Origin of the sequence: Gilliamella apicola, assembly GCF_003202915.1 — a bacterium.
In the GTDB taxonomy this organism is placed as follows: Bacteria; Pseudomonadota; Gammaproteobacteria; order Enterobacterales; family Orbaceae; genus Gilliamella; species Gilliamella apicola_Q.
Genome location: NZ_QGLP01000004.1, coordinates 110,588 through 132,666 on the forward strand (window position 1 = coordinate 110,588; position 22,079 = coordinate 132,666).

At 34.5% G+C, this 22,079-nt stretch carries 19 protein-coding genes and 1 pseudogene; 19 read left to right on the forward strand and 1 reads right to left on the reverse strand.

Annotated features, from left to right (window positions below; translation table 11 throughout):
• Window positions 1-30: 30 nt before the first annotated feature.
• From DKK79_RS02030 to DKK79_RS02100, 15 genes are all read left to right on the forward strand, one after another.
• Window positions 31-1,110 carry a hypothetical protein gene (locus tag DKK79_RS02030; protein WP_110422631.1) on the forward strand — a complete coding sequence of 360 codons (1,080 nt, stop codon included), beginning with the start codon at window positions 31-33 and terminating at the stop codon, window positions 1,108-1,110.
• Between the two features lie 125 nt (window positions 1,111-1,235).
• A complete protein-coding gene (locus DKK79_RS02035) occupies window positions 1,236-1,442 on the forward strand; it encodes a YheU family protein (protein ID WP_034884169.1) in 207 nt (68 codons plus the stop codon).
• Window positions 1,443-1,527: 85 nt separating this feature from the next.
• On the forward strand, window positions 1,528-2,160 hold the full coding sequence (gene crp, locus DKK79_RS02040; RefSeq protein ID WP_034884167.1) for a cAMP-activated global transcriptional regulator CRP: 633 nt from the start codon (window positions 1,528-1,530) through the stop codon (window positions 2,158-2,160).
• A gap of 55 nt (window positions 2,161-2,215) precedes the next feature.
• Complete coding sequence (locus DKK79_RS02045; protein ID WP_220018981.1) at window positions 2,216-2,947, forward strand: isoprenyl transferase; 732 nt, start codon at window positions 2,216-2,218, stop codon at window positions 2,945-2,947.
• Window positions 2,941-3,783 (forward strand): phosphatidate cytidylyltransferase, encoded by an 843-nt coding sequence (locus tag DKK79_RS02050; RefSeq protein WP_110422633.1) that lies wholly within the window; start codon window positions 2,941-2,943, stop codon window positions 3,781-3,783. The genes DKK79_RS02045 and DKK79_RS02050 overlap by 7 nt, the downstream gene beginning before the upstream one ends.
• Before the next feature lie 13 nt (window positions 3,784-3,796).
• Entirely contained in the window at window positions 3,797-5,119 is a 1,323-nt protein-coding gene (rseP, locus tag DKK79_RS02055) for an RIP metalloprotease RseP (RefSeq protein ID WP_181415211.1), read from the forward strand.
• A gap of 25 nt (window positions 5,120-5,144) precedes the next feature.
• Entirely contained in the window at window positions 5,145-7,568 is a 2,424-nt protein-coding gene (gene bamA / locus DKK79_RS02060; protein WP_110422635.1) for an outer membrane protein assembly factor BamA, read from the forward strand.
• Window positions 7,569-7,608: 40 nt separating this feature from the next.
• Window positions 7,609-8,097: an OmpH family outer membrane protein gene (locus DKK79_RS02065; protein WP_034884148.1), complete on the forward strand. Its 489-nt coding sequence runs from the start codon at window positions 7,609-7,611 to the stop codon at window positions 8,095-8,097.
• Window positions 8,097-9,125, forward strand: a complete 1,029-nt coding sequence (gene lpxD / locus DKK79_RS02070; protein ID WP_034884147.1) for a UDP-3-O-(3-hydroxymyristoyl)glucosamine N-acyltransferase — start codon at window positions 8,097-8,099, stop codon at window positions 9,123-9,125. The genes DKK79_RS02065 and lpxD overlap by 1 nt, the downstream gene beginning before the upstream one ends.
• Window positions 9,126-9,230: 105 nt before the next feature.
• Window positions 9,231-10,532: a trigger factor gene (gene tig / locus DKK79_RS02075; protein ID WP_110422637.1), complete on the forward strand. Its 1,302-nt coding sequence runs from the start codon at window positions 9,231-9,233 to the stop codon at window positions 10,530-10,532.
• Between the two features lie 88 nt (window positions 10,533-10,620).
• The gene (gene clpP, locus DKK79_RS02080) at window positions 10,621-11,223 is read left to right on the forward strand and encodes an ATP-dependent Clp endopeptidase proteolytic subunit ClpP (protein ID WP_034884667.1); all 603 of its coding nucleotides are present in this window, start codon (window positions 10,621-10,623) and stop codon (window positions 11,221-11,223) included.
• Between the two features lie 20 nt (window positions 11,224-11,243).
• Window positions 11,244-12,509 carry an ATP-dependent protease ATP-binding subunit ClpX gene (gene clpX / locus DKK79_RS02085; RefSeq protein WP_034884666.1) on the forward strand — a complete coding sequence of 422 codons (1,266 nt, stop codon included), beginning with the start codon at window positions 11,244-11,246 and terminating at the stop codon, window positions 12,507-12,509.
• Window positions 12,510-12,678: 169 nt separating this feature from the next.
• The gene (gene lon / locus DKK79_RS02090; RefSeq protein ID WP_110422638.1) at window positions 12,679-15,114 is read left to right on the forward strand and encodes an endopeptidase La; all 2,436 of its coding nucleotides are present in this window, start codon (window positions 12,679-12,681) and stop codon (window positions 15,112-15,114) included.
• A 126-nt stretch (window positions 15,115-15,240) separates the two neighbouring features.
• Window positions 15,241-17,109, forward strand: a complete 1,869-nt coding sequence (locus DKK79_RS02095; RefSeq protein ID WP_110422639.1) for a SurA N-terminal domain-containing protein — start codon at window positions 15,241-15,243, stop codon at window positions 17,107-17,109.
• Window positions 17,110-17,262: 153 nt separating this feature from the next.
• Complete coding sequence (locus DKK79_RS02100; RefSeq protein WP_110422640.1) at window positions 17,263-17,568, forward strand: ComEA family DNA-binding protein; 306 nt, start codon at window positions 17,263-17,265, stop codon at window positions 17,566-17,568.
• Between the two features lie 40 nt (window positions 17,569-17,608).
• Here DKK79_RS02100 and priA read toward each other — a convergent pair whose 3' ends face one another.
• Complete coding sequence (gene priA, locus DKK79_RS02105) at window positions 17,609-19,777, reverse strand: primosomal protein N' (RefSeq protein ID WP_110422641.1); 2,169 nt, start codon at window positions 19,775-19,777, stop codon at window positions 17,609-17,611.
• Between the two features lie 200 nt (window positions 19,778-19,977).
• Between priA and moaC the strand changes: the two genes are divergently transcribed.
• The 4 genes and pseudogenes from moaC to DKK79_RS02125 all read left to right on the forward strand — a co-directional run bounded on the left by moaC (window position 19,978) and on the right by DKK79_RS02125 (window position 21,909).
• Entirely contained in the window at window positions 19,978-20,463 is a 486-nt protein-coding gene (gene moaC / locus DKK79_RS02110) for a cyclic pyranopterin monophosphate synthase MoaC (RefSeq protein ID WP_110422642.1), read from the forward strand.
• A 4-nt stretch (window positions 20,464-20,467) separates the two neighbouring features.
• On the forward strand, window positions 20,468-20,713 hold the full coding sequence (moaD, locus tag DKK79_RS02115) for a molybdopterin synthase sulfur carrier subunit (RefSeq protein WP_110423288.1): 246 nt from the start codon (window positions 20,468-20,470) through the stop codon (window positions 20,711-20,713).
• 4 nt (window positions 20,714-20,717) lie between these two features.
• Window positions 20,718-21,161 carry a molybdopterin synthase catalytic subunit MoaE gene (gene moaE / locus DKK79_RS02120; protein WP_110422643.1) on the forward strand — a complete coding sequence of 148 codons (444 nt, stop codon included), beginning with the start codon at window positions 20,718-20,720 and terminating at the stop codon, window positions 21,159-21,161.
• Window positions 21,162-21,214: 53 nt separating this feature from the next.
• Window positions 21,215-21,909 (forward strand): annotated as a pseudogene (locus DKK79_RS02125) (Bax inhibitor-1/YccA family protein).
• Window positions 21,910-22,079 lie beyond the last annotated feature (170 nt).

Consider the following 22,079-nt stretch of genomic DNA (forward strand, 5'->3'; position numbering starts at 1 on the left):
TAATTTATTAATGAAAATAGGAAGTTAAACATGAAAAATCTTTCAATTAAAAAAGTAGCGCTAGGCGTATTTTTAGCCGGCTATGCAGCAACTAGTGCCTATGCTGATTTTAGCCCAGTAAATACACATGCAACGATAAGGGGTAATGCACCGACGATTTATCATCCAGACGGTGTTCGTCAACGATTATTGACTGTTCGTATCACTAATGATGAAGCTGGAACCACAGCTCTTGGTAACACAGTGCGCGCAAAAGTCGGAAATTATATTCATATTTTTTATAAATTAAAAGATAGCGATGGAGACCTTGATACCGATGCAGACCACAGCGTAGCAAATTCATTAACTGTCTTTAAAAAAACGGCTAGAGACACAACTTGGGTTCCAGTCACTGTTAACGCACAAACTAGGAACACTGGTGAAGACGGACATATCTATTTTCAAATCACATCGGAAATGGCTGGTGCACAAATCATTGGTTTTAGACTGCAAGAAGTTACTCCATTTGGTGATCCAAAAGCAAATGAATGGTTGCAGGTTAGTAATATTTGGAATACAACCAATCTTGAGCCTGAACATAGTTCTAATGTTCCTCCCGTTCCAACCGTCGATAATCATGGACCAGGTGATGCAGATGCAAACAACCCAACCGGTCCTATCGAATCAGATGCAACCAAATTGGGTATCTTTAAAGTAGATGCTGCTACTGGTAGTCCAATTTGGAATAAGAACCTAGCTGGTGATAGTGTTAGTGCAGGTACAACCGATCCTGCTTTAATTCCAAAATATGGCGATAAGTTAATTGCTGCTGTGTGGACGTTCTCTAATGCAAGTAATCCTAATAACTATCCAGACATGTCGATAGATACCGATCAATCATTAGCATACACCTTTACTTGGTCATTAAAAGGAACTGCTGACGGGGTTGACGCGAATTCAACAGATAAAAATGTGCTTAATACCACTGCGCTTGGTGTAAGCACAGATGCAACTAATGGATGGGGGGTAATCCAATTAGCAACTACTAACTCATATTATAGCTCTCTCAATGGTGGAGCGGGTTATAAAGCAGGTATCCAAGGATTCATGATTCAAGTTGAAGCACGTTAATGATTTTAAAGAAACTAATCAAAACCACTCAATTGAGTGGTTTTTTTTACTTAATCGTTAATGTACACTATTTATTATTATCTTGCTTCCATAAACTATTAAAAGTTAACTGGCTTAACCTAACTATGATTATTCCTTGGCAAACCCTAGAACCTGATACATTAACTAATCTTATTGAATACTTTGTTTTACGAGAAGGTACAGATTATGGAGAACAAGAAAAATCTCTTGCAGACAAAGTTAATGATGTAAAACTTCATTTAATGGATGGTTCGGCTGCAATTTTTTGGTCTGAATTATACGAAACAATAGATATCAAATATATAAAATAATGATTAAAATCGTTTTATCGAGTATAGGATTTATTGAGTAACTTTGTTATAGTGTTATCGTAGTAATTTGAATGGAGAGGAAGGAATAATGATTGGTAAACAGCAATCAGATACAACATTGGAGTGGTTTTTATCTCATTGCCATATTCATAAATATCCAGCTAAAAGCACCCTTATACATCAAGGTGAAAAGGCCGAAACTCTCTATTATATTTTAAAAGGAGCGGTAGCGGTATTAATCAAAGATGATGAAGGTAATGAAATGATTTTGTCTTATTTGAACCAAAATCAATTTTTAGGTGAATTAGGCCTTTTCGAAGAAGGAACTGAACGTAGTGCTTGGGTCAAAGCAAAAACCAGTTGTGAAGTAGCCGAAATTTCATACAAAAAATTTAAGCAATTGGTTCAGGTTAATCCAGATATTTTGATGCGACTTGCTAGCCAAATGGCAAGTCGATTGCAAGTTACTTCTGAAAAAGTGAGTAATTTAGCTTTTTTAGATGTAGCTGGTCGTATTGCACAAACATTATTGAACTTAACCAAACAGCCTGATGCTATGACACATCCCGATGGCATGCAAATAAAAATTACCCGCCAAGAGATTGGTCAAATCGTTGGTTGCTCACGTGAAACCGTTGGAAGAATTTTAAAAATGCTTGAAGATCAACATCTGATTTCAGCGCATGGTAAGACGATTGTTGTTTATGGTACCCGTTGATTTAGCGAATTATCGAAATTATCATTAATATGATTGAGATATGACGAGATTTTACATGACACAACAAAAATATATTCCTAACCATGTGGCGATTATTATGGATGGTAATGGTCGATGGGCTGAGCAACGAAATCAATTGCGTGCTTCTGGCCATCGAGCCGGTTTAAAAACAGTACGTAAAATTGTAGCACATGCAGCCAAAATGGGTATCAAGGTGCTTACTTTGTATGCTTTTAGTAGTGAAAATTGGAAACGACCTGCAAATGAAGTTTCGGCATTAATTTCGCTGTTTAATTATGCGTTAAATCGTGAAATAAAAAATTTAAATAAAAATAATGTTCGGTTAAATATTATTGGTGATATATCTAAATTTAGTCAAAATTTACAGAATCTTATTATTAATGCTCAGCGGTTAACTTTGAATAATACGGGTCTTGTTTTGAATATTGCCGCTAATTATGGCGGTCGTTGGGATATTGTGCAATCCGCTCGAAAAATAGCCACTCAAGTTTTAAATGGTAAAATAACGCCTCAAGATATTAATGAGGACTATTTTGCCTCAATGACTTGTATGTATACTTTGCCAGAAGTTGAATTAATTATTCGTACTGGTGGTGAATATCGAATAAGTAATTTTTTATTATGGCAAAGTGCTTACGCAGAATTGTATTTTACCAATACATTATGGCCTGACTTTAATCAAGTTTCATTTGATGAAGCGATAAATATCTTTAATACTAGAGAACGACGTTTTGGTGGCGTTCTAAATGAGGAGCTTCCATGCTAATCCAGCGTATTTTAACAGCCATCGTACTTATTCCTTTGGTTATTATTGCACTTTTCTTTGCACCATTATCAATATTTTCATATTTGATCATTACTGTTTGTGCATTAGCTGCTTGGGAATGGAGCAATTTTTTAAGAATGGTAAAAAAAACTCAGAAAGCTGCCTTTATGGTTTTAATCATTATTTTATTGGCTTTACTTTATTTGATCCCAATTGACCTTTCACTTAAAGGTAAATTATTTACTTACATAATTTGTCTATCTATCGTGTGGTGGTTAATTGCTTTGTTATTAGTAGTTAGTTACCCTAAATCAGCAAAATATTGGTCTAAATCAATATTAATTAAGCTATTATTTGCGCTTTTTACCTTAATACCTTTTTATATTAGTATGCTTGAATTACGATCGATCAGTTATGATATTGATCGTTATACTGGTGCGGTTTGGTTGCTCTATGTATTTGTGTTAGTATGGGCAACCGATACTGGGGCTTATTTTGCAGGGCGAGCGATAGGCAAGCGGAAATTAGCTGTAAAAGTTTCACCAGGAAAAACGATAGAAGGTTTTATCGGTGGTGTTAGTCTAGCTATTTTGGTTTGTATGTTAGTTTATTTAACAGGATATTTTGCTATTAGCTTTATCAATTTTTTAATTAGTTCACTATTGGCTATTTTAGTATCGGTATTAGGTGACCTAACAGAAAGTATGTTTAAGCGTGAAGCTGGCATTAAAGATAGCGGAAATTTGATTCCTGGACATGGTGGTATTTTAGATCGTATAGATAGTTTAACCGCGGCAGTTCCAGTATTTACTGCATTATCTTTGCATTTATTGTAAAAGGTTGCTGATTTTGCTTTGGTCACTGTTGTTATTTCTTATTACTATCAGTATATTAGTTACTGTACATGAATTTGGACATTTTTTTGTCGCACGGCTATGTAAAGTACAAGTAGAATGTTTTTCAATTGGGTTTGGAAAAAAAATATGGTCGTATAAGTTTTCAAATGGAACCGAATTAGTTATTGCTATGATTCCGTTGGGCGGATATGTTAGAATGCTTGATAGCAGAACAACTGAATTATCACCCAATTTAGAAAAATTAGCCTTTGATAAAAAAAAGATTTGGCAACGCGCCGCGATTATTTTTGCTGGACCATTTGCTAATTTTGTTTTAGCGTTAATTATCTATTGGATTGTTTTTTTAATGGGAGTTGTAGACTACCCCGTTAAAATAAAAAATACTGTACCGGCAACTCCTGCTGCATCTATACATATTCCCGCTGAAGCGGAGTTAAAAATGATAGATAAAGTGAAGATAAATAGTTGGAATGATGTAAAAGTCGCTTTAATTTCGGCTTTAGGTAAAAGCAATATTAATGTTACCTATATAGATAGTTCGGTTACTAATAACGTTCAACAAGAAGTGAGCCGAAATGTTAATATTAGCAATTGGTATTTTGATTTAGAGAAAGAATCAGCAATTGCTGCATTTGGATTAATACCCAAACAAGTGGAAATTTATCCAATTGTAAGTAAAATTGTCGCTAATTCGGCAGCAGCTCAGGCCGGTTTACAAGTTGGTGATAAAATTATCAGTTATAATGATCATGTTTATCAAAATTGGGACGATTTTACTAATACGATAAAAAAAGCTGAAACCATAAAAATCAAGGTAAATAGGAACAATCAAAATGTAGAGTTAACACTTCAACCCACAATAAATAAAAATGGTGAAGGCGTTGCTGGTTTTTATCCAACTTCAGATGCAGTGATTAAGCAGTATAGTGTTTTAAATGGATTTGGTAAGGCGATGGAAAGAACCCTGTTAGAAACAGAGTTTACTTTTCGTTCTTTTTACCAATTAGTAACAGGTGTTGTTGGTTTAAAATATTTATCAGGATCAATAACAATAGCAAAAAGCGCAGGGCAAACAGCAAGTTATGGATTTACCCCTTACTTATGTTTTCTAGCTTTTATTAGTATAAATTTAGGGGTTATCAATCTTGTTCCATTACCGATGTTAGATGGCGGGCAGTTGCTTTTTTTATTTTTTGAAATGATAAAAGGAAAAGCCTTATCAAATAAAACACAAGAGCGTTTTTTTCTAATCGGATTTGTTTTATTAATGGTAATAATGGGAATTGCATTATTTAATGATATTTTACGACTGTAATGGGATGAGGTTATAAATATATACAATGAAAATAAATAAATTACTTATAGCATCTATGTTGTTTGGTACCACAGTAACATATAGTTCTAATGCATTTTGTGTTGATGATTTTGTGGTAAAAGATATCAAATTTGAAGGATTACAGCGAGTAACCGTTGGTGCTGCAATGCTTGAAATGCCTGTTCAAGTTGGCGACTATGTTAATGAATCTGATTTAGGTCGTATTATCAAATCATTATACGCTAGCGGTAATTTTGATGATATTAAGCTATCTCGCGATGGCGATAAGTTAATTATTCATGTGCAAGAACGCCCAACGATTGCCAGTATAACCTTTTCAGGTAATAAATCTGTTAAAGATGATATGTTAAAGAAAAATTTAGATAGCACCGGCATTCGAGAAGGCGATGCATTAGATAGAACTATGCTTTCCGGGATTGAAAAAGGTCTTGAAGATTTTTACTATAGCGTAGGTAAATATAATGCGCAAATCAAAGCGGTAGTGACACCATTATCTCGTAACCGAGTTGATCTCAAATTAGTTATTGCCGAGGGTAAATCTGCTCTAATTGACCAAATCAATATTGTGGGAGCAAAAGCATTTTCGTCTGAAGAACTTATTTCACGTTTTTCTCTACGCGACAATGTTCCTTGGTGGAATATGATGGGTGATCGTAAATATCAAAAGCAGAAATTAGCATCTGATTTAGACGAGTTACAGAGTTTCTATCTAAATCGTGGTTATGCTAAATTTGATATCGAGTCAACACAAGTCAGTTTAACCCCAGATAAAAAAGGTATTTATGTCACGATTAATATTCATGAAGGTGAACAATACAAGTTATCTGGTTTTGATTTTAAAGGTAACTTTGCTGGCCATGAAAAAGAAATTCAGAAAATAGCAAAAGAAAAGCTCACTGAAGGTGAACTTTATAATGGTAAAAAAATAACCGATATTGAAGATAATATCAAACGGTTACTTGCTAATTTTGGCTATGCCTACCCTCACGTAGCTATTCAACCGGAAATGGATGATTCATCACATACCGTTAAATTGGTAGTATTTGTTGATGTGGGACAACGTTTTTATGTGCGAAATATTAAAATCGTTGGTAATACGGTAACTAGCGAAAGCGTCGTTCGTCGTGAACTACGCCAAATGGAAGGTTCATGGTTAAGTAACGGTTTAGTTGAACTTGGTAAAGAACGTCTAAACCGACTTGGCTTCTTTGAGAGTGTAGAAGCCAATACTGAACGAGTTCCGGGAATTGATGATCAAGTTGACATCATTTATAAAGTAGCCGAACGTAACACCGGTAGTATTAAATTTGGTGTTGGTATTGGCTCAGACAGTGGTGTAAGTTTTAATGCCGGTATTTCTCAAGATAACTGGTTAGGAACGGGTAATAGTGTTTCATTTGATATTAATACCACCAGTAATGATAAAACGGCTTCTATTTCGATTGTCGACCCTTATTTTACCGTTGATGGTGTCAGTTTAGGTGGTAGTGTCTACTACAATACTTATAAAACTGATAGTGATGATGATGAATCAGAGTATTCAAGTAAAACTTGGGGGGCTACTGCTAACCTTGGCTTCCCTATTAGTGAAAATAACTTTGTCCGCTTTGGGGCTGAGTACGCTAATCATAAATTAACGGATATGCGACCTCAATATAATATGTGGCGCTATTTTGATTCTATGGGTGAGAATATGAAAAATAAAAGTAAATCATATTCATATGACACCAATGATTTGTTATTAAATGCCTATTGGACATATAACTCCTTAGATCGTGGTTACTTCCCAACAGATGGTCTAAGACTTAGCGCTAATTTAAAAGCAACAACGCCAATATTTGAAAATAGATTCTATAAAATGGTTAGTGATGCTTCTTACTATTATCCTATCGATGCTGATCATAATTGGGTATTTTTAGCTCGAGGCCGATTAGGTTATGGCGGTGGATTTGGTGGCAAAGAATTACCGTTCTATGAAAACTTCTATGCCGGAGGTTCAACAGTATTACGTGGTTTTAAATCCAATACTGTCGGTCCTAAAGCAGTCTATTTTAATAAAACTGGATGTAAAACGTTAGAAGATTCAGCTCAATGCACTAGATCTGACGATGCGATAGGTGGTAATGCATTAGTTTTTGCAAGTACAGAACTAATAGTTCCTACACCATTCGCTGGTGAAAAATATGCAGATAGTATTAGAACATCAGTATTTTTTGATGCGGGTACAGTTTGGGATACAGAATGGGATTTAAAAGGCAAAAATGTTCCTGATTATAGTTCCCCATCTGATATTAGAATGTCAACTGGTCTTGCTGTTCAATGGATGTCTCCATTAGGTCCATTGGTATTTTCTTATGCACAACCATTAAAGAAATATAGTGGTGATTCGGCTCAGCAATTCCAATTTAATATAGGTTCAACATGGTAATACCATATTGTTTACAATTAAAATACACAAGGTGAATAAAGTGAAAAAAATTATATCTGTTATTGGTATCAGTATTGCTCTACTTTTTACGGGTTTTGTATATGCTGAAACTAAAATTGGTATTATCGATATTAAATCTGTAATGGATCGTATGCCAGAAAGAGAAGCGGTTGGTAAAGCATTAACTCAAAAATTTGAAGCTCGAGCAAAATCATTAGAAGCAGAAGAAAAGCTTGCAAATGATGCCGCTGCACGTTTAAAGAAAGAAGGGGTAACTCTCTCATCTTCTGAAAAGACTAAATTAACTAAAACGATTACAGATTTTCAGAATAACGCAGCCGCTTTTTCAAATGAATATCGTGAAAGTGAAGCAAAAGAAGCCGGTAAACTATTAACCAAAATTCAACAAGCTGTTAAAAAAATTGTTGCAGAAGAAAAATTTGATCTTGTTTTAAGAGCAGATACAGTTTTATTCGCCTCTGATACTGTTGACATTACAGATAAAGTGTTGGAGAAGGTTAAGAAATAATGTTTGCTTGTCTTTTAGAACAACTAGCTAGGCATATTGATGCAAAATTACACGGTGATGGGGCTTTACCCATCACTGGTATTGCTTCAATGAAAGGGGCAGTGTCAGGACAAATTACATTTTTGGCAGATAAAAAATTCCAGAGCAATCTATCAGACTGTAAAGCTTCAGCTGTGGTAATGACTGAAGATAGCCTTAAATACTGGCACGGTGCCGCCTTAATTGTTAAAAATCCTTATCTTGCTTATGCAAAATTAGCACAATACCTTGATACCACACCAAAACCAGCTAAAGATATCGCGCCTTCTGCAGTGATCGATTCTTCCGTTAAACTAGGTAACAATGTATCAATCGGCGCTAATGCGGTTATTGAGAGCGGTGTGATATTAGCTGATAACTGTATTATTGGTCCAGGTTGTTTTATCGGTAAAAATACTAAGATTGGTGTTGGCACTAAATTATGGGCTAATGTTTCTGTTTATCATAACTGTATAATTGGTGATAATTGCTTAATTCAGTCAGGAACTGTTATTGGGGCAGATGGATTTGGTTATGCCAATGATAAAGGTAAATGGATTAAAATCCCTCAATTAGGTCGAGTCGTTATTGGTAATAATGTTGAAATCGGGGCATCAACAACGATAGATCGTGGTGCGCTTGATGATACTGTTATTGGTAATGGTGTAATAATTGATAATCAATGTCAAATTGCCCACAACGATATTATTGGTGATCATACTGCAGTTGCTGGCGGTGTTATCATGGCGGGTAGCTTAAAGATTGGTCGTCATTGCCTGATTGGTGGTGCAAGCGTTATTAACGGGCATATGGAAATTTGTGATCAAGTAACGGTTACCGGTATGGGTATGGTTATGCGACCAATTACCGAACCGGGTGTGTATTCATCTGGTATTCCGTTGCAACAAAATAAAGTATGGCGTAAAACAGCTTCATTAGTTTTGCATATTGATGAAATGAATAAACGTTTGAAAGCACTTGAGAAGAAGCTATTAAATGTCTCGACGTAGGCTATTACGGTCGGTATAATGCTTTCCTATTTTGTAAATTTAATTAGCTCAGTTAATCAATTTTTAATAATGAGCAAATATATTTAATAATTCCGAGGTATAAAGATGCAAGTTTCGGTAGAAACAACAGAAGGTTTGGGCCGTCGTTTATCAATTACAATAAAATCAGAAGATATTACCAAAGCGGTTAATAAAGAACTTATTAATACAGCAAAAAAAGTTCGTATTGATGGTTTCCGTAAAGGAAAAGTACCTTTAAAAATTGTTGAACAACGTTATGGTGCTTCTATTTTACAAGATGCTTTAAGTGATTTAATGCAACGTAATTTTATCGATGCTATTATTCAAGAAAAATTGAATCCAGCCGGTGCGCCGATTTATACGCCTAAAGAATATAAAGATGGCGAAGATTATACTTTCACTGTTGAATTTGAAATTTATCCTGAGATTAAAATTAAAGATTTAGATAAAATTGAAGTCGAAAAACCAGTTGCTGAAATTGTTGATGCTGATGTTGAAACTATGATTGAAACCTTACGTAAGCAACAAGGTACATGGAAAGTTGTTAAAAAGAAATCAAAAGAACAAAATCGTGTCACGCTTGACTTTTTAGGTAAAGTTGATGATGCAGAATTCGAAGGTGGTAAAGCTGATGATTTCGTTCTTGTATTAGGACAAGGTCGAATGATTCCTGGTTTTGAAGATGCGATTATCGGTCACAAAACTGGCGATGAATTTGATATTAATGTCACTTTCCCAGAAGATTACCATGCCGAGAATTTAAAAGGTAAACCAGCGGTATTTTCAGCTAAACTTAAGAAAGTTGAAGAACTTGAATTACCAGAACTTACTGAAGATGTGGTTAAAAGATTTGGTATTGCTGATGGAACAGTCGAAAGTTTACGGGCAGAAGTACGCAAAAATATGCAACGTGAGCTTAATGCAACAATTCGCAATAAAATCAAAACACAAGCTATCGATGGTTTAGTTAAAAATAATGATATTCAAGTTCCTGTCGCTTTAATTGATCGTGAAGTTGAAGTATTACGTCAACAAGCCGTAACTCGTTTTGGTGGAAATGTTAAACAACCAATGGATCTACCTAAAGAGTTGTTTGAAGCAGAAGCTAAACGTCGGGTCATCGTGGGATTACTATTCAGCGAAATTATTGAAAGTAACAAGTTAAAGGCTGACGAAGCGAAAGTACAATCTTTAATTGATGAAATAGCAACTGCTTATGAAGATCCTAAAGAAGTGGTTGATTATTACCGTAAAGATAAAAAAGCAATGGATAATATCCGTTCTGTTGCACTAGAAGATCAAGTTGTTGATTTATTATTAGCTAGTGCGAAAGTGACAGAGAAGACTTATTCATTTTCAGAATTAATGAATCAACAAGTTGCTTAAGCAGCTTGTCACTTATTTAATTAAAATTCATTATAAGCCCAAATAAGGATCAATTGTTTGGGCTATTTTGTTTAATTAGGAGACGAAGATGCCTTTAGAACCATACATGAGTGTGATTCCAATGGTTGTTGAGCAAAGTTCTCGTGGCGAAAGAGCTTATGATATTTACTCACGATTATTAAAAGAAAGAATTATATTTTTGACTGGTCAAGTTGAAGATAATATGGCCAATTTGATTATTGCGCAGATGCTTTTTCTTGAAGCAGAAAACTCTGAGAAAGATATTTATTTATATATCAATTCTCCTGGTGGTGTTGTTACAGCAGGGATGGCTATTTATGATACAATGCAATTTATTAAGCCAGATGTAAGTACAATTTGTCTTGGACAAGCTTGTTCAATGGGATCGCTACTTTTAGCGGCTGGAACTCACGGTAAAAGGTACTGCTTACCCAACGCCCGGGTTATGATTCACCAACCACTAGGTGGATTTCAAGGGCAAGCATCAGATATTCAAATTCATGCTCAAGAAATATTACAGGTAAAAAGTCGATTAAATAATATTTTGGCAAAGCATACCGGACAAGATATTAGTGTAATTGAAAAGGATACAGATCGTGATAATTTCATGTCAGCTGAGAAAGCGGTTGAATATGGATTAGTTGACGCCATATACAGTAAACGATCTTAAAACTAAATAGGTGGAAAAAAGTGGATAAAGAAAATTCAGAAAAATTACTCTATTGTACTTTTTGCGGAAAAAGTGAACATGAAGTCCGTAAGTTAATTGCTGGACCATCATCTATTTATATCTGTAATGAATGTATTGGTTTATGTAATGATATTTTAAAAGAAGAGACCAAAAGTTTTCTTTCTCATGAGGAATTTATTAGTAAACCATTACCGACACCGCATGAAATTCGAGACCATCTTGATGAATATGTCATCGGTCAGGAGCGCGCCAAAAAAGTATTATCTGTCGCTGTTTATAATCATTATAAACGTTTACGCAGCTACTCTAATCGTAGTGATGTAGAGTTAGGTAAAAGTAATATTTTATTAATTGGCCCTACAGGTAGTGGAAAAACCTTACTCGCTGAAACATTAGCTCGTTTTTTAGATGTTCCATTTGCCATGGCTGATGCAACGACATTGACCGAAGCAGGCTATGTTGGTGAGGATGTTGAAAATATTATTCAGAAATTATTACAAAGTTGTGACTATAATGTAGAAAAAGCCCAACGTGGCATTATTTATGTTGATGAAATTGATAAGATTTCTAGAAAATCGGATAATCCATCTATTACTCGAGATGTCTCAGGTGAAGGTGTTCAACAGGCCTTATTAAAAATTATTGAAGGTACGGTTGCTTCCGTTCCACCTAAAGGTGGACGAAAACATCCTCAACAGGAGTTTCTGCAAGTTGATACGTCAAAAATCCTCTTTATTTGTGGCGGTGCATTTAGTGGGTTAGATAAAGTTATTGAAAATCGAATATCTACTAATACTGGTATTGGTTTCGCCGCTGATGTAAAAAGCTCAAAAAATAAAGCGACAGAATCTGAGTTATTAGCCCAGATAGAAGCGGAAGATTTAGTTAAATTTGGTCTTATTCCTGAATTTATTGGTAGATTACCGGTTATCGGAACATTAGCAGAGTTAGATAAAGATGCGTTAGTTAACATTTTGACTGAACCTAAAAATGCCTTAACTAAACAATTTAAAGCCTTATTAGAATTGGATGGTGTAGAACTGGAATTTACTCAAGAAGCTTTAGACGCAATTGCAATCAATGCGATGAAGCGTAAAACTGGAGCTCGAGGTTTGCGTTCAATTGTTGAAAATATATTATTAGATACAATGTATGACTTACCATCAATGCATGATGTAAAAAAAGTGCTTGTTGAGAAAGATACGGTAGATCATTTGCAATCACCTAAATTAATTTTTCGTGAAGATACAGAACTTTCTGCATAATAGATAAGTGAAGAATGCTATTTACTGGTAGGTAGCATTTAATTGCAAAAGAGTGGAATATGCTTGTACATCTATTGTACTGCTTATTTTAAACATAACAGGATGAGCTTGAATATCTTAAAATTGCCCCAATATAAGAAAGATAAGTTTGTACTACCGAGAGAACAAAATGAAGACAAAACAAACTAAACAAATGATTATGCCTATTTTACCATTGCGTGACGTCGTTGTATTTCCACATATGGTAATTCCTCTCTTTGTTGGTCGTAATAAATCAATCCGTTGTTTGGAAAGTGCAATGGAGATGGATAAACAAGTTTTTCTTGTAACACAAAAATACCCTTCACAAGATGAACCTGATGTCGAAGATTTGTATGAAGTAGGAACTGTAGCCAATGTTTTACAATTACTTCAATTACCAGATGGTACAGTAAAGGTTCTCGTTGAAGGTGTTGCCCGCGCTAAAATAGTTGATATTCTTGAACGAAAGGAAGACGATTTTTTAATCGCAAACATCAAACCGCTTAAAGAATTGAAAAAGGATGATAAAGTTAACCAAGCAATGATAAGGGTACTATTATCAAACTTTGATGATTATGCCAAACTTAATAAAAAGGTGACCCAAGAGGTTGTTGATTCAATTCATTTAATTAAAGAACCATCACAATTAGCCGATTCTATTGCCGCAACATTATTTATAAAAGTTGAACAAAAACAAGAAATTTTAGTTAGTTCTGATTTAGAAAAGCGTATTGAATTGCTTATTTCATTAATGGAATCAGAAATTGATCTGTTGCAAGTTGAAAAAAATATTCGTCAACGCGTGAAACAACAAATGGAAAAAGCGCAAAAGGAATATTATCTCAATGAACAAATTAAGGCGATTCATAAAGAATTAGGGGATATCGATAATAAACTTGACGAATATGAAGAGTTAAATTTAAAAATTACTAAGGCGAAAATGCCAAAAGAGGCCAAGGAAAAAACATTATCTGAGCTTAATAAACTTAAAATGATGCCTACTATGTCTGCCGAAGCGACAGTCGTTCGTGGATACATTGATTGGATGTTACAGGTTCCATGGCATAAACGCAGTAAAGTAAAAAAAGACATTCATGATGCGCAAAAAGTTTTAGATCAAGACCATTATGGTCTTGATCGGGTTAAAGATCGAATTCTAGAATATTTGGCGGTACAAGGGCGAGTTAATAAAGTCAAAGGTCCAATTCTATGTTTAGTAGGCCCTCCGGGAGTGGGTAAAACGTCATTAGGACAATCAATTGCTAAAGCGACAGGAAGAGAATATGTTCGTATGGCATTAGGTGGAGTCCGTGATGAAGCTGAAATTCGCGGGCATCGTAGAACCTATATTGGTTCAATGCCAGGTAAATTAATCCAACGTTTGGTTAAAGTTGGTGTTAAAAATCCTCTGTTTTTGTTAGATGAAATCGATAAAATGGCTTCAGATATGCGTGGCGATCCGGCTTCTGCGTTATTAGAAGTTCTTGACCCTGAGCAAAATAGTGCATTTAGTGACCATTATCTAGAGGTCGATTATGATTTATCGGATGTTATGTTTGTAGCAACCGCTAATTCAATGAATATTCCTGCCCCATTACTTGATAGAATGGAAGTAATTCGTCTATCCGGTTATACCGAAGATGAAAAGTTGAATATTGCTAAACAACATTTGATTTCTAAACAGATTGCTAATAATGGCTTAAAAGCAAATGAAATTATCATTGATGACTCAGCTATCATTAGCATTATTCGCTATTATACGCGTGAAGCAGGTGTACGAAGCTTAGAAAGAGAAATAGCCAAAATTTGTCGTAAGGTTGTCAAACAGCTAGCTTTAAACAGCCGTTTAAGAAAAATAAGTGTAACACAAGATAATCTAAAAGATTATTTGGGTATACCACGTTTTGATTATGGAAAATCTGAAAGTGAGAATCGGATTGGCCAAGTAAATGGTTTGGCGTGGACTGAAGTTGGCGGTGATCTGCTAACGATTGAGTCAATGAGTGTTATTGGTAAAGGTAAGTTAACTTATACCGGCTCATTAGGTGACGTGATGCAAGAATCCATTCAAACCGCACTTACAGTTGTTCGTTCACGAGCTGAAAAATTAGGAATTAATAACGACTTTTATGAAAAACGTGATATACATGTACATGTTCCTGATGGTGCAACACCTAAAGATGGTCCGAGTGCAGGTATCGCCATGTGTACCTCATTGGTTTCAACTTTAACTGGTAATCCTGTGCGTTCCGATGTTGCCATGACTGGCGAAATTACTTTACGAGGCGAAGTCTTACCAATTGGTGGATTAAAAGAGAAATTATTGGCTGCTCACCGCGGTGGCATTAAAACAGCCATAATTCCGATTGATAATGTAAAAGACCTCGAAGAAATTCCGGAAAATGTTAAATCTGAAATTGATATCAGACCGGTGAAATGGATAGATGAGGTCTTGACAATTGCTTTGCAAAATAACCCATTTGGTATTGAAGCAGTTAAGCAAAACGTAAAAATAGCGCCACCGGTTAAAAAAACGGTTAAAAAGATCAAAGATACAGCTAATGTTTCAACTCGATTGAATTAGATCAAACAATAAAAAGCCAACCTTGAGTTGGCTTTTTTTATAGACTTTTAATTAGATAATAGCCAATTTAGGCAAATATGCTATACTTGCGAAATTCAATTTCAGGTGTATGGAGAATGGCGAGCTATGATGGAAACAATTAGAACTGCGGCGAACAGTCTTGTTGTTAAAATAATCTTTGCAATTATTATTTTATGTTTTATTTTTACTGGTGTTGGCTTTATGGGCTTTGGTGGTGGTAATGCTGCTACTGATGAGCAATTATATATTGCAAAAGTAGACGGCAAGGGTATCAGTCGAGCAGGTTTTGAGGCTCAGGCACAACAAGCTTTGCGTAATGCTAGTGGTGGTGATGCCTCATTTAATAAAGCAATACGGCAAAATGTGTTAGCTCAGCAGATAGATAACTATTTAGCCTATCAATTTTCTGAAAAAATTCATGCGGTAGTCAGTAACGAGCGAGTAAGGGATTATATTAGACAACAAAAAGTTTTTTTTATAAATGGTAAATTTGATAATCAAAATTATTTAAATTTACTTAAAGCAAACGGTTTTACCCCTGATAGTTACGCAGAAATATTAAGGACATCGCTACAACAAGAACAGGTTATGAATGCCTTGGTAAAATCTAGTTTTGTGTTACCATCAGATTCTGAAATTGCGATGCTAAAAAATCAAACAAGAGATGTTTATGCTACTATGGTTGATTCTTCTGTAGATGATATGAAAGATATCAATATCACAGAGGAAGATGAAAAAAAATATTATGATGAACATCAAAAAGAATTTTTCAGAAAAGATAGAGTCAAATTAAAATATATCTACAATTCTAAGGATATTGTTGCAAACGACATAAAAGTTACTGAAGATGAGATCAGAAAAAATTATGAAAAAAATATTAAAAATTATAGCTATCCAGCAAGAAAAGCTTTTAGTGCCATTTTCGTAACAAATAAAGAACAAGCTGATAAAGTTGTTAAAGAATTAGCTTCCGGATCTGATTTTGAAAAAATAGCAGCAGATCTTAATCAAAATAATGATATTTCTGCCTACGGAAAGAATGGATCGTTAGGTTGGTTTGCTGATGATGACACTTTGCCTGAGTTCTTTAAAAAAGCCAACTTACAAACCGTTAAGCAAATTTCAAAACCAATCGCGACAGATGGTGGATTTGTTATCATTAAACTTGATGGTAAACAAGCATCTCAATCTATGGGCTTTGATCACGCAAAAAATAAAATTAAGGAAAAGTTGTTCGAGCAGAAATTGCAAAAAGAATTTACTGCTATTGAAAACAAAATCAAAAAAACGCTAACTCAGTCACCTAAATCGGTCGAAGAATTGGCTGAAAAAACCGGTCTTAGTGTTGCAGAGACAGATTGGACAACTTATAAAGACTTAAATTCAATCATGTTTCATCCTGAAATTAGTGATTTAGTATTTAGTGAAGAGATGATCAATGATGGGCAATTGACCCATAAAATATCGGACCTAATTCCAATTGAAAGAAATTATGGTAGTTATAGTTTTGTTATTCAAGTAACAGACTATCGTCCTGAAGGGATAGCGCCATTTGAAGAAGTTAAAGAAACCATCAATAAAAAACTTACTAAAGATAAAGTTGAAAAGCGTTTCAAAGAAACTGTTGATAACTTATTGACAGAATTAAATACTAAAGGAAACACAGATAAAATAAACTTCAGTAAGAAATATGTTTTACACAGAGATTCGACAGATTTAGATAAAAAAGTAGTAGATATGGTTTTTGATATGCAACTGCCAATTTCAGGTGTTAAATCTGATTTATTTAAAGTCCAATTTTTAGAAAATAATACTGCCTATATTGTAAGGCTAGTTAGTGTTAATACGCCAAAGGAGTATCAAGATATTTCAGCAGAATTATTACCAGCATCTATGGCAGATACTTATTATTATCTTAGCAACGATATTCGTTCTAAATCGAAAATTGAAATTATGCCAGATACAAATATGTGATCAAGATCAAAGATATTTGGTAATTATCTAAATAAAAGAGAAGCCACTTTGGTGGCTTTTCGCATTTTTGTAATTATTAAAATTTATTTTATTAACTCCATGAGATAGTGATTATGCAAATTTAGTTGCTTAATTATTTTGGAGTTTATTTAAATGAAAATTTTTACATTATTTTGCCTTTTATTCACATCATTATTTTTTTCAACTGGAAGTTTTGCTGATTCAAAATCCGATATCACAACCAAAGGAGAGCAAAAACAAGTTGTACAAGTTAATATTAATACGGCAACGGCTGAAGAGTTAAGTAAAGTATTAACTGGTATTGGACTGAGTAAAGCTCAGAAGATCATCGAGTATCGGGAAAAATTTGGGCCTTTTGTTTCGCTAGAACAATTAAAAGAGGTTTCAGGAATTGGCCAAGCAACACTTGATAAAAATATAGGAAAAATTACCTTATAAATATTCTATCTTCCAACAGAGAAGCTGTTGGAAGATATTTCTAATTATCAATTGGATCAACATCAATACTCCATCTTACTTTTGAAACATCATCCCACTGCTCAATAACTGTTAGTAGGTTATCTAATATTTGCTGCAATAATTGTCTATTGGTATGTTGCAATAATAATTGCCAACGATTATAACCAGCTTTTTTAGGTTGACTTGCAGGCATAGGTCCAAGCTGCCATAAATTATGGTTATAGTTCGCTTTTAACCAATCATGAATACGCTGTAAAAATTTTGGGGCTTGTAAGTTATTGCGGTCGGCAGCACGGATTAACACTTGATAGCTAAATGGTGGTAATAAAGTTTGTTGACGTTCAAGTAAAGTTTGCTTTGCAAATGCCGGATAGCCTTGAGTTAGTAGAATGTTTAATAAAGGATGTTGTGGATGATAGGTTTGCAGAATAACTTCTCCGGCTTTTGTTTCACGACCAGCTCTACCTGAGACTTGAGTATAGATTTGTGCAAATCTTTCTGTTGCCCGGAAATCGCTTGAAAACAAGGCGCCATCAACATCAACTATGCCAACTAATGTCACATCAGGAAAGTGATGACCTTTAGCTAGAATTTGAGTACCGACTAGAATATGGGCACCACCTTCATGAATGTCATGTAAATAACTATTCAATGCCTCTTTTTTAGTTATGGTATCACGATCAATACGGGTAACTTTTATATTGGGGAACAACAGATTAAGTTGTTTTTCAAGTTGCTCTGTTCCAAATCCAATTGGTAGTAATTGGGTGGAACCACATTTAGGGCACTGCTTGGGTACTTCTCTTGGTGTATCACAATAATGACAAATTAATTTATTTTGCTTTTTATGAAAAGTATAAGGGCGATCACAACGTGGACATTCGGCAATCCAACCACAATCATGACAAATAATTAATGGCGCGAATCCTCGACGGTTAAGAAATAACATAACTTGATTATTGTTATTTAAGTGTGCTCTTATCTGTTCTATTAGTGGTTGAGATAATCCCGAAGCTAAAGCCATGCCACGAATATCCAAAATAGATTGTTTGGCTAGTTTGGCATTACCTGCCCTTTGTGTCAGCTTGAGTTGTTGGTATTTATGCGTTTGTGCATTGTTGATGGTTTCAAGAGAAGGAGTTGCCGATCCTAAAACAATAGTTATATTTTCAATTTTTGCTCGGATAATTGCCAAATCTCTAGCATTATAACGCCATCCTTCTTGTTGTTTGTAAGAACTATCATGTTCTTCATCGATAATAATGATGCCCAAATCTTTGAATGGCGTAAAAAGCGAAGAGCGGGTGCCAACAACAATGGCATTTTCACCATCTTTACTTCTTAACCAAACCTCTAAACGTTCCTTATCGGTTAAGCCTGAGTGTAAAATATCAATCGGGGCATTAAAGCGTTGCTTGAAGCGTTTAATTGTTTGTGGGGTTAAACCTATTTCCGGAACTAAAACTAAAGCCTGTTTCCCTTGTGATAAAACATCTGCAATTATATTCAGATAAACTTCAGTCTTGCCTGAACCCGTTATGCCATCAAGCAAAAATACAGCAAATTGTTTATTCTTTTGATTAATCGTCGCTATAGCGTTAGATTGTTCATCGTTTAATTGGATTGATGTTGGATTGGTTGAATAATTTGTCTGCCAGCAAATTTTTTCAGGTTGACGATAGACTAATTCTATAAGTTGTTTTTTTTGTAATTCCTGATAAATACTTGAGCTAAAATTACTTTGATCTAAATCATTATTTCTAAGTGAAGCTAATAATAACTTTTGTTTAGGCGTTTTTGTTAACAGATCTAAATCAATTTGTTGCCCTTGGAGTGTTAATTGCCACTGTTTTATACCATCATTAATCGCTTGGCGACCTTGCCTTAAGAGAACGGGCATGGCATGAAACATGACTTCACCAATTGGAAAATGATAATAACCTGTCGCCCAATTTAATAATTGCCAAATTGGTTGCGAAAAGAGTCTTTTTTCGTCGATAACTGAAGTAATTGCTTTTAAACTTTCAATATCGAAAGTTGTTTGCTGATCAATTTTAACGATGATTCCAATCGCCTCTCGTTTACCAAAAGGCACTTTAACCCGCATACCAATTTCAGCAGGTAAGGTTAGTTTGTAATCAAACAATTGATAAAGGGGTACCGGTAAGGCTACATGAGCAATCAGCATTAACAATCACTATTATTTAAAATTGCTATTGTACGCAGATTTTATTTAACTCGCAAAACTTACGCAGATAAATTGATTGTTTCTAAATGAACTATGTAAAAACTTTATTTATATGATAATTTATAGGGAAGTAGTCTCCATAAATAAAATTTGCTATCTTAAGTAGTAAAGTACAATATAATATTTAGAGGTAAATAAAAATGTCAGCCTCATTTTCACATATTAATCAACGAGGTGATGCTTATATGGTTGATGTTTCTGAAAAACAGTCAACTTTACGAGAAGCTCGGGCAGAATCCATCGTTTTAATGAATGCGGAAACATTTAATCTGATTATTGAAGGAAAGCATCATAAAGGTGATGTTTTCGCTACAGCAAGAATTGCAGGCATTCAAGCGGCTAAACGAACATGGGATTTGATTCCACTTTGTCATCCACTACTCCTGAGTAAAATAGAAGTCAATATTGAACCCCTATTTGAAAATCATAGTGTTAGGATTGAATCTATTTGTCGGTTGACAGGTCAAACTGGGGTTGAAATGGAGGCATTAGTTGCCGCTACGGTAGCCGCATTAACAATATATGATATGTGCAAAGCTAATCAAAAAGATATGATCATTAATCAGGTTCGCTTACTCAATAAAATTGGTGGTAAATCAGGCGAATATAATGCAACAAAACAGTGATAGTATGAATAAAATTATTTTTTTTGCACAAACTAGAGAGCTAGTAGGGGTTAATAAACTTGAATTAGCGGTAGAGCAAATGTCAATATCGCAACTTTTAGAACAACTAAGTTTGCGTGGCAATAAATGGTCATTAGCATTAAAAGAAAAAACTGTATTATGTGCAGTCAATCAGACTTTAGTTAACTATGACTATATTATTCAAGAGGATGATGAAATAGCCTTTTTCCCTCCAGTAACAGGCGGTTAACAATATGAATATTATCCAAGTTAACCAATCTCCCATCGATGTTAGTTCATTGATCACTTGGCTTTATGAATCACCAGCAGATGGTGCAGTAGTGACATTTATGGGAAAGGTGCGAAGTTTTGAAAATCAAGTTATTAGTTTAACACTAGAACATTACCCTGAAATGACTGAAAAAGTGTTAGGTAATATTATTAATCAAGCCAGAAGTAGATGGGCGATTAATCGAGTTGCGATAGTCCACCGTGTTGGTAAAATTTATGCTAATGAAAGTATTGTGTTTGTTGGTGTGAGTTCAACTCATCGTAGTGATGCTTTTGCAACTACAGAGTTTATAATGGATATTTTAAAAAATGAGGCTCCATTTTGGAAAAAGGAACAGACTGCTAGCGGGCAAAATTGGGTAAAAGCAAAGGAATCCGATTTAAAAACCTTGAAGAAATGGTATTAATCCTTATTTAATATATAATACAGTTGTTATGTTATTTTCATAAGAGGAAGGATATGTCTAGTTATACCCCAAATGGTTCAATTATAGAACAGACTGGTAGTCGCATCCAAACATATATGAGTCATGTGTATGGATGGCTGTTGGTTTACTTTTAACTGCATTTGTTGCTTGGTTTGCATCAAATAATGATCAACTTGTTATGTTTTTAGCGCGTATAATGTGGGTGCTTTTGATTGCCGAAATTGGTTTAGTTTTTGCTATTTCAGGAATGATTAATCGATTATCTGGAGCTACAGCAACCACTTTATTTATGCTTTATTCAGTTCTAAATGGTTGTACTTTTTCTATATATTTTCTATATTATACGTCATCTTCCATTGCCAGTGTCTTTTTTATTACTGCTGGAATGTTTAGTGCATTAGCGGTTTATGGTTATACCACTAAACGTAATTTATCTGGTTTAGGTAGTTTTTTATTCATGGGATTAATTGGTATTGTTATCGCCTCCCTAGTTAATATATTTTTGCAAAATGCACCACTAATGTGGGCTATAACCTATATTGGTGTTTTTGTGTTTGCTGGATTAACCGCTTATGATACGCAAAAACTTAAAGAATTTGGTGTCAACTTATCACAAAATGATCAAAATATGTTTAGACGTTATGTGATATTAGGTGCATTAACACTCTATCTCGACTTTATCAATTTATTTATTATGTTACTACGAATATTCGCTGATCGTAGATAACCAACCGCTCATTATATTCACAGAGGACTCTATAAAGAACCCTTTTTGTTAAGGTTATATTAAGCTCGACATATTTATCTTTTTTTGTTAAAAATTTTAAGGAAAGTACCAATTTTAAGTAGAATAATAGCTATTATTAAAGACTTTTAAATTTTTTACCTTTGGATCTC